This window comes from Bacteroides caecigallinarum (assembly GCF_016901995.1).
In the GTDB taxonomy this organism is placed as follows: Bacteria; Bacteroidota; Bacteroidia; order Bacteroidales; family Bacteroidaceae; genus Phocaeicola; species Phocaeicola cellulolyticus.
In genome coordinates this window covers 1-13,657 of record NZ_JACJLE010000043.1, presented here as the reverse complement: position 1 = coordinate 13,657, position 13,657 = coordinate 1, and the positions used below count along the sequence as shown (strand labels likewise).

The window sequence follows — 13,657 nt, the reverse complement described above, 5'->3', positions numbered from 1 at the left end:
TTCAAAATTTAAAAAGTTAATATTAAAGTTGACAATTAATCTATTATATTATTTTTTTATTAAAGTTTTTCCAAATATTCTACCCAACGTCCGTAAGCGTCAGCATAAGCAGCGGCATCACTCAGTTTCGGTTCGATAACTTCAAGTTTTTCAAGTGTTGCAAATGCCTCGTTATTATCCTTATAGATACCTGCTCCCATACCGGCACCTTTGGCTGCACCTACAGAACCGTCAGTATCATACAATTCAATTGTAGCACCTGTCACTCCGGCCAATGTCTCACGGAATATAGGGCTGAGGAACATATTGGCATGTCCTGCATGGATTTTCTGTACATCCATACCCATGCCCTTCATAATATCTATACCATATTTGAAAGAGAACACAATTCCTTCTTGTGCTGCACGTATAATATGGTTGCGTGTATGAAGATTAAAGTTTACACCATTGATAGAGCATCCTACTTCCTTGTTCTGAAGCATACGTTCAGCGCCATTACCGAAAGGCAATATACTAACGCCACCCGAACCTATAGGAACCTGAGCTGCCAGATTATTCATTTCAGCGTATGAAACACCTTCAGGAACAACTGTACGCTTGATCCATGAGTTCAATATACCTGTACCGTTGATACACAGCAACACACCGAGACGTGTCTGTTCTTCTGTATGGTTGACATGAGCAAAAGTGTTTACTCTTGATTTAGGATCGTAGTTCACTTTACCGTTTACACCATATACAACTCCTGAAGTACCTGCTGTAGATGCTATTTCACCAGGATTGAATACATTCAGTGACAATGCATTGTTAGGCTGGTCTCCGGCACGATATGTAACAGGAATACCTTCTTTCAGTCCCAATTCCTGTGCTGCAGCTGCAGTAACTCTACCCTGTTCTGAGAAAGTTGGCTTGATGTCTGCGATGATTGACTTGTCGAAGCCGTAATAATCCATGAGGAAGTCAGCCACACGATTGTTCTTGAAATCCCAGAACATTCCTTCTGACAATCCTGATACTGTAGTACAGATCTCGCCTGTCAATCGCATTGCGATGTAATCGCCCGGAAGCATTATCTTATATATCTTCTCGAATATTTCCGGTTCGTTTTCTTTTATCCATGCAAGCTTTGATGCAGTAAAGTTACCCGGAGAGTTCAGCAAATGAGACAGACATTTCTCTTCGCCTATTGTTTCGAACGCCTTTTGTCCGTATGGGACAGCTCTTGAGTCGCACCATATAATAGCAGGACGAAGAACATTCTGATTTTTATCTACACATACAAGTCCGTGCATCTGATAAGAAATACCAATCGCCTTGATATCTTCAGCCTTAACTCCGGACTCTGCCATTATTGCCTTAGTGGAAAGTTTGAGGTTTTCCCACCAGTTTGCAGGTTCCTGTTCTGCCCATCCCTGTTTAACTGCTATAATAGCCGCTTCAGTTTTAGGATAAAAAGCAGAAGCTACACACTTGCCAGTAACGGCATTTACCAAACTCGCCTTAACAGACGAACTACCAATATCATATCCTAATAAATACATGTTATTATGGTTTTAGATTATCTTCTTGTCTTATTATATATCTTCTTGTCAAATCTGTAATATCTCGCAGCCCTGTGTGAGACTCCTTGCTGGAACTCGTCCATAGGAATTACGTATTCCATCATCATAATCTTCTTATGGAAGTTTCTGACGTCAATCTGTTTGCCGAACAGAACTTCATAAAGAACTCTCAACTGCAACGCTGTAAATTTTCGTGGAAGCAGATCGAACAAACAGGATGGATTGAACTCCACATACTGACGTATGAACTTCATCGCTTCCTCTATTATAAGATTATGGTCAAACGCCAAATCCTTCACCTCATCCAAAGGAACCCATTCTGCCTGAAAATTATCCAGATTCTTGTTTAATGCTCTATCTATTTTCACAAGAGAAAGATATGCTATGGTAACAATACGTTCCACCTTTGCTTTCTCTGCCCTTTCAAGCCATCTGACGTCTTTAGGATTTTTTGTTCTGTCTTTTGAACCGAAAGCTTTGAATTGCATAAGATTCACATTCTTGAATCCTGTAAGCTCGTTTAACACACGCATAGCGGCTCCATCCAAATCTTCATCCATATATATAAGACTACCCGGTAATTTCATATCGTGAAATACTTCTCCGCTATCTTCACCAATTCGTCTAAGCAGGAGGACTCTCAGTCGTTCGCCATCGAAACCAACCACTACGCAGTCAACTGAAATATGATTGTTAGCCAAAGGCATTTTGTGTTCCATACTATTCATGTGTTTATCGTTTTCGAGTGCAAATAAAAAGCTTTATTTTTAATTAAGCAAGAAATAAAAGAAAAATTTTCGCAAGCTATACACGGTTAATTATCAGATAAATACATATCATATATATTACAATATCACCTTATAGTCTTTTCATAAAACATACAATATGTAATTTACGTAATATTGCCACTTTTAATTCCTGCCGGAACAAGTATAGCAAATTCTTTATATTACAGATATTTACAAATCCATTACATAAAGACAAATGTGTATAGTTATTGTATTTTTCAAACACAAAATATCCTTACATAAATTGGCATGATTTTTTATAGCAACAAACTGAAAAAGCAGTACGTTAAAAAAGTATAACGAAATAACGCCCCGCAAAACAGACTGCTGTTTTACGGGGCGTTACGGAATAAACTACCAACAATATTTTTTGTTATTTTGGAGCTTTTATATACAAATATATAGCAATAAACAGGAATAATATATTAGGTATCCAGACGGCCAGTACCGGCGGCACATTACCACTTATGGCAAATGTGGAAGATATGGTCTGGAAAAGTATATATGAAGCACTCAAACCTAAACCAACTCCAAGATTGAGTCCCATACCACCTTTCACTTTCTTGGAAGAAAGCGAGGCTCCTATAAGAGTCAGAATAAATGCCGCAAAAGGAGTGGCTATACGCTTGTAATATTCCACTTCAAACTCCTTTATATTTGCAAAACCACGACGTTTCTGATTGTCTATGTAGGTTTTCAATTCAGGACTTGTCAAGGTTTCATACTGATTTCGGGTAATAAGGAAGTCCTGCGGCTCCATCTTTATTATGGTATCAAGTCTCTCTCCTTTTGTGATAACCTCCTTCATACCTTTCATTTCCCTTATCATATAATCCCTCACTATCCATCTGTGCACCTTTGTTGTATCATACGTAGCACGTCGGGCTGTGAGATGCGAAACCAACTTGTTATCCTCAAACTTGTCAAGAGAGAACCTGTAGCCAGTCAGATTATAATTCTCATATCTTTCCATGTAGGCGATAGTTCCAGTATCGACTACAAGCTGGATGTTCCTTGCATAATTTACTTTCTTTTTATTCTTGTATTTGGCTTCGAAGTCTATTCGGGTGATACTGCCTTTAGGTATATATTGCGAACTTAGGATATAGCTTCCAATTGCAATAATGGCAGCAGACAAGAAATATGGCACCAACAACCGCTTGAAACTCATACCAGTGGAAAACATAGCTATGATTTCCGAATTCTCCGCCAACTTACTGGTGAAAAATATCACAGATATAAAAATGAACAGAGGACTGAAAAGATTGGCATAATAAGGAACGAAATTCATGTAGTAATCGAATATGATAGCCTCAACAGGAGCTTTATTATTGATAAAACTATCAATATTTTCATTTATATCGAACACTACAGATATAGACAGAATAAGCGCCAGGGCAAAAAAGAATGTGCCCAGGAATTTTTTCATTATATATCTGTCTATACGTCTTAACCAAAAACGTTTCAGATATTTATCCTTTATCTTTTCAAGTTTCTCCTTCATATTTTTATAGGGGTTCAATGGATTTTACTGTCCACAAATCACAATCTGGTAGAAAGACGCTCAACCATAGCAGGCTTCCAGGTAGAGAAATCACCGGCTATTATATGTGCTCTTGCTTCCTTGACAAGCCATAAGTAAAATGCCAGATTATGTATAGAAGCTATCTGCAATGCCAACAATTCCTCGGCATGGAACAAATGACGAAGGTAGGCACGACTGTACAAGGTATCTACATACGATGCGCCATCAGCCTCAATAGGAGAATAATCTTTCTCCCATTTCTTATTGCGCATGTTCATTATTCCGTTTTTGGTGAACAGCATACCGTTTCTACCGTTGCGTGTCGGCATCACACAATCGAACATATCGACTCCTCGTTCTATACCTTCAAGTATATTTACTGGAGTACCTACTCCCATAAGATATCTAGGCTTATCCTGAGGAAGTATTTCATTTACCACCTCAATCATTTCGTACATCTTCTCTGTAGGCTCGCCCACTGCAAGTCCGCCTATCGCATTACCATCAGCTCCTTTCGAAGCTATATACTCAGCAGAACGCTTACGCAAATCAGGATAAACACATCCCTGCACTATAGGGAACAATGACTGGTTGTATCCATACTTCGGCTCTGTCTCATTAAACCTTGTAATACACCTATCCAACCATCTGTGAGTGAGTTCCATTGATTTTTTTGCATATTGATAGTCGGAAGTACCTGGAGCACATTCATCGAATGCCATCATAATGTCCGCCCCTATTGTACGCTCAATATCCATAACCTTTTCAGGCGTAAACAAATGTTTCGAGCCATCAATGTGTGAACGGAATTCTACACCTTCCTCGCGCATTTTTCTTATGCCTGAAAGAGAGAACACCTGGAATCCTCCACTGTCAGTCAGCATAGGACGGTCAAATCCGTTGAACTTATGCAATCCTCCCGCACCTTCAATAACATCCAGTCCAGGTCTCAGATAAAGATGATATGTATTGCCCAGTATTATCTGAGCTTTAATATCTTCTTTAAGTTCCAGAAGCTGCACACCTTTGACCGTACCCAATGTACCTACAGGCATAAATATCGGAGTTTCTATCTGTCCGTGATCTGTAGTGATAAGCCCCGCTCTTGCATTTGATTTGGGATCGGTATATTGTAATTCAAATTTCATATGATTATTCTAATATGGCAGTAATTATTTATTGTCATTATCTTTATTCGTCTCAGGTATAGTAAGCTTTGGCGCATTTGTAACTACTTCATCAGTCAATGCTATATCCAGAACTTCCCTAATATCATTTACATAATGGAATTTAAGACCCTTGAGATATATTTCAGGTATATTGTCTATATCCTTCTTATTTTCCTTACATAATATGATTTCTTCTATACCGGCACGCTTAGCTGCTAGAATTTTCTCCTTAATACCTCCAACAGGCAGGACTTTTCCACGCAATGTTATTTCTCCTGTCATGGCAAGGCGATTCTTGACTTTTCTTCTTGTAAGCGCAGAAGCCAATGAAGTCACCATAGTTATACCTGCAGACGGGCCATCCTTAGGAATTGCTCCTTCTGGTACATGGATATGGATATTCCAGTTCTCGAACACTTCTTCAGGTATATCCAGCAAATCATTATGAGCCTTAAGATACTCCAGAGCAAGCATAGCAGACTCCTTCATAACATCTCCAAGATTTCCTGTCAGAGTAAGACGACTTCCTTTTCCTCTACTGAGACTCGTTTCCACAAAAAGAATTTCACCGCCAACAGCTGTCCAAGCCAGACCTGTAACTACACCGGCATAATCATTTCCCTGATATTTATCTCTTGAATACTCTACAGGACCAAGACATGCAGGTATATCCTCCGGTTTCAGTTCCTTTGAAGCCACTTCCTTACCAAGAGCTATATTATAAGCGGTACGTCTCATCACCTTGTTTATTTTCTTTTCAAGCTCGCGCACACCGCTCTCTCTGGTATAATTCTCCACGATGAATTCTATAGCAGATTTTGAGAACTTTATATTGTCTTTTGTAAGTCCGTTAGCCTCCATCGCTTTAGGAATAAGATGTCTTCTGGCTATTTCTACTTTCTCTTCTGTTATATATCCGCTGACCTCAATCAGCTCCATTCTGTCAAGAAGAGGAGCAGGTATTCCACCAAGATTGTTAGCAGTAGCGATAAACATCACATTCGACAAATCATAATCAATATCTATATAGTTGTCATGGAATGTACCATTCTGTTCCGGATCAAGGACTTCAAGCATAGCAGATGCAGGATCACCCTGATTACTATTACCCAATTTATCAATTTCATCAAGAATTATCACCGGATTTGAAGAACCTGCCTTGATAAGGCTCTTTATGATTCTTCCCGGCATAGCACCTATATACGTCTTCCTATGTCCTCGTATTTCAGCTTCATCGTGTACACCTCCCAGCGACATTCTGACATATTTTCTCTTCAGAGCCGTTGCAATGGAACGTCCAAGCGATGTCTTACCCACCCCTGGAGGGCCATAAAGGCAAAGAATAGGCGATTTCATGTCACCTTTCAGCTTCAGTACAGCAAGATGTTCCAATATGCGTTCTTTTACTTTTTCAAGACCATAATGATCATGATTCAAAGTTTTTTCTGCCGATTTCAGATTGAATGTCTGCGGTGTATATACATTCCATGGCAATGCCAACAAATTCTGCAGATATGAATACTGCACATTATAATCAGGCGACTGGGGATTGATACGTTCAAGTTTTGTGACTTCCTTATCAAATATTTCAGCCACTTCCTTCGACCATTGTTTTTTCTTTCCCTGTGCGCGTAAGTTATCAATCTCGCTTTCGGCACCGTTACCTAATTCATCCTGAATATTTTTCAATTGTTGCTGCAGGAAATACTCACGCTGCTGTTTGTCCAGCTCTTCGCGAGTACGCATCTGGATATTCTGTTTCAGCTTGGCAATCTCAAGTTGCTCATTCAAATAACCGATAAGGTGAATTGCCCTGTCTTTGATGTTGTCATGCTTCAGCAATTCATACTTGGAGCTCACCTCTAAAGGGAAATTAGAACATATGAAATTGATTCTTACAGAATCCCCTTCCATATCCCTCAATGCCATAAGGAAATCAGGGCCAAGTTCTTCCATACTTTCGTGTAACTTTTTCATTACATCAAAGCATGTACTCATTATAGCCTTGAATTCATTGGTTTTAGGTGATTTATTGTTTTCCACTACCGGTTCGGCAGTTCCCATAAGGAACGGATCAGTAGAAGTGATTTTCTCTATCCTGACTTTCGGACCTCCTGTATGTATCAAAGCATTTGTAGCTCCTCCCGGCAATTCTATTATACGGACTATTCTGCCTATAACGCCGAGCGGATACAAATCCTCAAATACAGGATTATCTACAGAAGCATCCTTCTGTGTAGCAAGAATTATTGGACTTTTTTTCTTATAAGCAGACTTCACCAATTCAAGTGTGCTTCTTCGGCCAATGGCTACAGGCATTACTATTTCAGGGAATATTATCATATTTCGCAACGGCAGGACCGGCATTTCCCCATTCAATTCCTCTGTAGGCATTTCAGACTGGTCAATATCTATTTTGGCTATCAAAGCTACTTCTTCTCTTTTATTTTTATCCTCAGACATATATTAATTTTGAATTATCTGTTTAAACAAACGGCTACAAAGTTAATGATTATACACATAATAATAAAACATTTTATACCAAATGTTATGCTTCAGCATATGCAAACCGGGCTATTTGCGTATCTTTGCACAAACTTAACAAGGGCAATAATGGGAAACGAATATTTCAAATTCAAGAAATTCACGATCAATCAGGACAAGTGTGCAATGAAAGTCGGGACTGACGGAGTTTTGCTTGGAGCGTGGACTAATACAGAAGGAGCATCAAAAATAGCAGATATAGGAACAGGGACAGGACTTATAGCAATAATGCTTGCACAAAAATGCAATGCCACTATCACCGGGATAGAAATTGACGAAGAAGCTGCTGCACAAGCTGAAGAAAACATGAACAACACTTTATGGAAGGACAGGCTAAATGTAGTAAAAGCTGATATAAATGAATACTTCCAGAATCACAATACCGAATATGACCTGATAGTATCTAATCCTCCGTTTTTTAATGAAAAGACAAAAGGATTCTCAGAAAAAAGAAATATAGCAAGACATACAGACGGACTATGTTTTAGCCATTTGGCACGGACTACCTCATTCATGCTCAAGGACAAAGGTAGATTCTGCGTTATATTACCTGCAACATCCGCTATGGATTTTATCAGTGAGGCTATAAAAAACAATTTAAGCCTGACAAAAAAGACAGAGGTCATAACAAAGCCCGGAGCTCCCCCCAAACGAGTACTCATGGAGTTCAAAAAAGATTGCAGAAATAATATAACGATTATATCTCAACTACTTCTTTCAGAAAATGGAGTCAGGAGCAAAGAATATGATGATCTGACCTCGGATTTCTATCTTTGATAAAAAAACAGAGAAGTACTGCAATGCACATATGTAGTAGTACTTCCCTGTCTGTATCGGTAAAAGAACATCATTCTTCAGGAGGATTGTTTTTCTTTACCAGTTTTTTCATTATTGTCTTGTTCATCTCCATCAATTGCCTATGTTTCTCGGCAATAGAAGCTGAAACAGGTTTGGCCTCAATAAAATCCGTTATATGTTGCAAAATATTATGCGGTTCATAAATGCTTTTATTAGGTTTAGGCGGGCATATCACTTTTAAAGCAGACGGTATAATCTCAACCACAAGATCTTTAGGTCCCATCATCGGATCACCGTCAAAATGGAATACTCCCTCTGTCGCCCTATGAATAGTTATCTTCTTATCCTTCATGGTTTTTATCCGGCTATTCATGTCGATAGTTTTCGTAAACAGCTGGAAAGACAAAGATGGCACATCAAGCACAGTGAAAGGTTGCAATACGGTAATATCCATCATACCGTCGGAAAGAGAGGCTTGCGGAGTAATATATGCATTGTTTCCATACTGTGAGGCATTTCCACACGCAATAAGAAAAGCTTTATACTTAACTGTACCCTCCGAATTCTCTATTTCATATGTTTCTGGTTCATAATGAAGACTCTCCATCAATGTATTTTCCAGATAAGTAACGAGCCCCCTTCGTTTCGATCCGGCAAATTTCAGGCTCACAAAAGCGTCGAAACCTACTCCACATGTACAGAAAAAAGGATGACCGGCAATCTTTCCATAATCAATAGAACGCACATTAGCTTTATTGATAACCTGAAGTGCTTTCTGATAGTTCATAGGTATATGCAAATGACGTGCAAGACCGTTGCCGGAGCCACAAGGTATAATGCCCAATGCCGTATCGGAATGTACCAATGCACTTCCTATCTCGTTTATAGTTCCATCACCTCCTATTGCAACAACAAACGACACTTTATCTTCCACAGCCTTGCGGGCTATATCATAGCCATGACCGGCATATTCTGTCTTTATAATTCTAGGATTAAATATATTCCGATTAATATTGGATTCTATATATTCAAGGATGGCTGCTTTGTCTTGAGTGCCTGAAATAGGATTCACTATGAATATAATATCCTCTCTGATGTCCATATCTAGTACATGTTGGTTGTTTATGCAAATGTAATATATAATTTGAATATAAAACTTTCTAATAATACAAAATCTTATTTACAGGTATAAAAAATGTTCCGTATTGTTACCCTTTGTTGAAATTTTACTATCTTTGCAGGCTGTTAAAACAACGAAGAAAATCTATCTAATAAAATATGGGATTATTACAAGAAAAGTTAAGTAAATTCAGACTCCCGCAAATGTATATGGAGAAGGGGGTTTATCCTTATTTCCGCGAAATAGACAGTCACCAGGATACAGAGGTGATGATGGACGGCAAAAAGGTGTTAATGTTCGGATCAAACTCATATATGGGTTTGACATACGACCAAAGAATTATTGATGCAGCAATAGCCGCAACACGTAAGTACGGAACAGGATGCGCCGGATCCAGACTGCTGAACGGCACTCTAGACATCCATGTACAGTTGGAAAAAGAACTTGCTGAATTTATCGGTAAAGACGAAGCTCTTTGTTTCTCTACAGGTTTCACCGTAAACGAGGGAGTAATACCTCAGCTTGTGGGACGTGGCGATTACATCATTTGTGACGACCGTGACCACGCATCTATCGTTGATGGACGACGTCTTACTTTCGCTACACAGCTGAAATACAAGCACAACGATATGGAAGCTTTGGAAAAAGAACTTCAGAAATGCGAACCTGACGCAATTAAACTGATCGTTGTTGACAGTGTTTTCTCTATGGAAGGTGATTTGGCGAACTTGCCTGAGATAATCCGTCTGAAGAAAAAATACAATGCAACAGTTTATGTTGACGAAGCTCATGGAGTTGGAGTATTCGGACGTAACGGACGTGGTGTTTGCGACCATTTCGGCTTAACTGACGAAGTTGATATCATAATGGGTACATTCAGTAAGTCATTGGCTTCAATCGGTGGATTCGTGGCTGCAGACAAAGACATCATCAACTGGTTACGCCATAACGCACGTTCATACATATTCCAAGCCAGCAGCACTCCTGCCGCAACAGCTGCAGCGATAGAGGCACTTCACATTTTGCAGACAGAACCGGAACGTCAGGAAAATCTGTGGAAAATAACCAATTATGCATTGAAACGCTTCCGTGAATGCGGTTTTGAAATAGGTGACACTGAGAGTCCTATCATACCATTGTATGTACGCGACACAGACAAGACTTTCCTTGTAACAAAAATGGCTTTCGATGAAGGAGTATTCATAAACCCTGTAATACCTCCTGCATGTGCACCTCAAGATACTCTTGTAAGATTTGCACTCATGGCAACACATACCAAGGAACAGATTGACTATGCAATTGACAAATTGCTGAAATGTTTCAAGGAACTTGAAATCATAAAATAAGAGAGAGACAAAAATAAAATAGAGGCTGTCTTAAGGTAATAACCTAAAAGACAGCCTCTTTTGCTTTTTTGTTGTATTCGATAATTTCATCTTCAAAATCTCGAATGAATATCAATTCATATACGAGACCAATTCTTCGGCAGTAACATTCTTTGCCACTATCATTCCGTCACTATCAATAAGATAGTTGGCAAAACCATCTCTAAGACCAAACTCCTTAAAGATTTCAGAAGACTTGCCGTCTGTTTCAATGCAACAAAGCGCCGATTCCAATCCGTCTTGTTCTACAGCCGCACGAAAAACAGATTCGTAACGGTCCATTGAAACAGAAATCATCTTAATGCGGTCCGTATTCTGCAATGCATGGCATAATTCTGCGTTCTTTACTCTCGACACTGCATCATATCCCGCCCAAAAGCTCAACAATGTATATTTACCTTCATCGGCACGCAGGTTGAGCGACTGCTTTTCAAATTCAAGAACTGGCATCGGTGTTTTGTCACCAGGTACCAATTTCTCTGTAGGGTCTTTCTTCTCAATAAATGAGAAAGAAATTAAGGAACTGAATACTAATACAACAAAAATCGGCTTTACACTTTTAATCATGTAATGTGATTTTAGTTAATACTATCCGAGCCTGTCCTTAACAGTGATTTCATCTCGGAACATTATTTTTACATCCATATATCCGTCACGGATAATAAGTTTTGGATGCATTTATTGTTTGAAATCGACGCAAATATACGTCTTTTTTAAGTAGCAGCATAATTTTCATAAAAAATTTTATGTTATTCAACATATTTTTATGATATACATCAATAGAAAAACTCATTATTTATGAGGTTAAAATACAAAAAAAACGTGTTTATATGGCTTATAAAGCATATTTTGATTAACTTTGCAACGTATTATCCGAAGTAATACTTTCATAACGAACACATCAGCATAAAATACAATCCAAAATGGAGTTTTCAGAATTAAATTTAGACGATAGCGTTTTAAACGCACTTGACGCCATGAACTTTAAAGAATGTACCCCAGTCCAAGAACATACCATACCTGTTCTGCTGGAAGGACATGACCTTATAGGAGTGGCACAGACCGGAACAGGTAAAACAGCAGCATATCTTTTACCTGTCCTAAGCAAATTGTGCAGTGGCAATTATCCTGAAGACTCTATAAACTGCATAATAATGTCCCCTACCCGTGAGCTCGCAATACAGATAGACAGGCAGATGGAAGCATTCTCATATTTCATGCCGGTATCAGGTGTTGCAGTATATGGAGGTAACGATGGTGTACGTTTTGAACAAGAAAAAAAAGGACTCACATTGGGAGCTGATGTCGTAATAGCTACTCCTGGACGTCTCATCAGTCATATCAGCTTAGGATATGTTGATTTATCAAAAGTGTCATTTTTCATATTAGACGAGGCCGACAGAATGCTCGACATGGGATTTTATGATGACATTATCCAGATAGTAAAGCATCTGCCTAAAGAAAGACAGACAATTATGTTCTCTGCTACTATGCCGGAAAAAATCAGACAATTGGCAGAAAACATTCTAAATAATCCTACAGAGGTAAAACTCGCAGTTTCAAAACCTGCAGAAAAAATAATTCAGGCTGCATATATCTGTTATGAATCACAGAAACTCGATATAATTAAAAGCCTCTTCTCATCACAAGAGCCGGAAAGAGTCATCATTTTTGCTTCATCCAAGATGAAAGTCAAGGAAGTAACAAAAGCACTTTTACGCATGAAGCTGAAGGTTGGTGAGATGCACTCCGACCTGGAACAGAGCCAAAGAGAGGAAATACTGCATGAATTCAGAAATGGCAGAGTCAATATCCTTGTAGCTACAGACATAGTTGCAAGAGGCATTGACATTGACGATATCAGACTTGTTATCAACTACGATGTACCACACGATTGCGAAGACTATGTACACCGTATAGGCCGTACGGCACGTGCCAACAATGACGGTTGTGCCATAACATTTGTTAGTGAAAACGAACAAACCAAATTCTATCAGATAGAAAAATTCCTGGACAAAAATATCTATAAACTACAAATGCCCGAAGGAATGGAAGATGGTCCTGAATATGCTCCTAAAACAGAAAAGAAGAAATCTTCACGTAAGCCAAGAAACGGCAAAAAGAATACTAAAAGCAGAGAAAACAAAAGCAAAGACACAAAGAAAAAGGATAAATAATATATAGGAGAAGAAGTTATGATTATAGCAGTTGACTTTGATGGTACAATAGTTGAGCATAAATATCCATACATAGGTAAGGAAATTCCATTTGCTATTGATACACTCAAAAAACTAAAAGAAGAAAGACACACCCTGATTCTTTGGACTGTGAGAGAGGATAAACTTTTGGAAGAGGCCGTAGAATTTTGCCGTGAACGTGGATTGGAATTTTATGCTATAAACAGTAATTATCCAGAAGAAAAAAAATCGCATGATCATTTCTCCAGAAAGCTGAAAGCTGATTTATTCATTGACGACAGAAATCTAGGAGGACTCCCGGACTGGGGAACTATATATAGAATGATTTCTGAAAAGCTCACTTATGAAGATATTTATAATGAAAATATAAATTCATACGAAAATAAAAGCAAGAAAAAGGGTGGAATATTCAGTAAAATATTCAGATAGATTATAACTCACAAAGAGGGTGTGTCAAAATTCATTTTTTGAAAAAATGAACTTATAATTTGAAATTTGAGCACCCTAAAAGACTAAAAAAGGGCCGCATCATTACTCAATACAGAGTTTGATACGGCCCCTTTTAAAT

At 38.6% G+C, this 13,657-nt stretch carries 11 protein-coding genes; 4 read left to right on the top strand and 7 right to left on the bottom strand.

The annotated features are described in order from the left end of the window. Window positions 1–59 precede the first annotated feature (59 nt). From H6A61_RS11410 to lon, 5 genes are all read right to left on the bottom strand, one after another. The gene (locus H6A61_RS11410; RefSeq protein ID WP_204393725.1) at window positions 60–1,541 is read right to left on the bottom strand and encodes a xylulokinase; all 1,482 of its coding nucleotides are present in this window, start codon (window positions 1,539–1,541) and stop codon (window positions 60–62) included. A gap of 17 nt (window positions 1,542–1,558) precedes the next feature. Then, window positions 1,559–2,290, bottom strand: a complete 732-nt coding sequence (locus tag H6A61_RS11405) for an NUDIX hydrolase (protein WP_154042774.1) — start codon at window positions 2,288–2,290, stop codon at window positions 1,559–1,561. A gap of 433 nt (window positions 2,291–2,723) precedes the next feature. After that, complete coding sequence (locus H6A61_RS11400) at window positions 2,724–3,854, bottom strand: LptF/LptG family permease (protein WP_154042775.1); 1,131 nt, start codon at window positions 3,852–3,854, stop codon at window positions 2,724–2,726. Window positions 3,855–3,892: 38 nt separating this feature from the next. Beyond that, window positions 3,893–5,023 (bottom strand): tRNA guanosine(34) transglycosylase Tgt, encoded by a 1,131-nt coding sequence (tgt, locus tag H6A61_RS11395; protein WP_204393723.1) that lies wholly within the window; start codon window positions 5,021–5,023, stop codon window positions 3,893–3,895. A gap of 24 nt (window positions 5,024–5,047) precedes the next feature. Beyond that, entirely contained in the window at window positions 5,048–7,507 is a 2,460-nt protein-coding gene (gene lon / locus H6A61_RS11390; RefSeq protein WP_204393721.1) for an endopeptidase La, read from the bottom strand. A 150-nt stretch (window positions 7,508–7,657) separates the two neighbouring features. Between lon and H6A61_RS11385 the strand changes: the two genes are divergently transcribed. Further along, window positions 7,658–8,365: a tRNA1(Val) (adenine(37)-N6)-methyltransferase gene (locus tag H6A61_RS11385; protein WP_204393719.1), complete on the top strand. Its 708-nt coding sequence runs from the start codon at window positions 7,658–7,660 to the stop codon at window positions 8,363–8,365. Window positions 8,366–8,435: 70 nt separating this feature from the next. Here the strand turns inward: H6A61_RS11385 and H6A61_RS11380 are convergent, their stop codons facing one another. After that, window positions 8,436–9,488 carry a diacylglycerol/lipid kinase family protein gene (locus H6A61_RS11380; RefSeq protein ID WP_154042779.1) on the bottom strand — a complete coding sequence of 351 codons (1,053 nt, stop codon included), beginning with the start codon at window positions 9,486–9,488 and terminating at the stop codon, window positions 8,436–8,438. Between the two features lie 176 nt (window positions 9,489–9,664). Between H6A61_RS11380 and spt the strand changes: the two genes are divergently transcribed. Then, the gene (gene spt / locus H6A61_RS11375; RefSeq protein WP_204393717.1) at window positions 9,665–10,852 is read left to right on the top strand and encodes a serine palmitoyltransferase; all 1,188 of its coding nucleotides are present in this window, start codon (window positions 9,665–9,667) and stop codon (window positions 10,850–10,852) included. Window positions 10,853–10,963: 111 nt separating this feature from the next. Here spt and H6A61_RS11370 read toward each other — a convergent pair whose 3' ends face one another. Then, window positions 10,964–11,458, bottom strand: coding sequence for a thioredoxin family protein (locus H6A61_RS11370; protein ID WP_204393715.1), 495 nt, complete (start codon window positions 11,456–11,458; stop codon window positions 10,964–10,966). 356 nt (window positions 11,459–11,814) lie between these two features. On the opposite strand from H6A61_RS11370, the gene H6A61_RS11365 reads away from it, so the two are divergent. Both H6A61_RS11365 and H6A61_RS11360 read left to right on the top strand, forming a co-directional pair. Next, window positions 11,815–13,068 (top strand): DEAD/DEAH box helicase, encoded by a 1,254-nt coding sequence (locus H6A61_RS11365; protein WP_204393713.1) that lies wholly within the window; start codon window positions 11,815–11,817, stop codon window positions 13,066–13,068. An 18-nt stretch (window positions 13,069–13,086) separates the two neighbouring features. Further along, complete coding sequence (locus H6A61_RS11360; protein WP_204393711.1) at window positions 13,087–13,518, top strand: BT0820 family HAD-type phosphatase; 432 nt, start codon at window positions 13,087–13,089, stop codon at window positions 13,516–13,518. The last annotated feature ends 139 nt before the right edge of the window (window positions 13,519–13,657 follow it).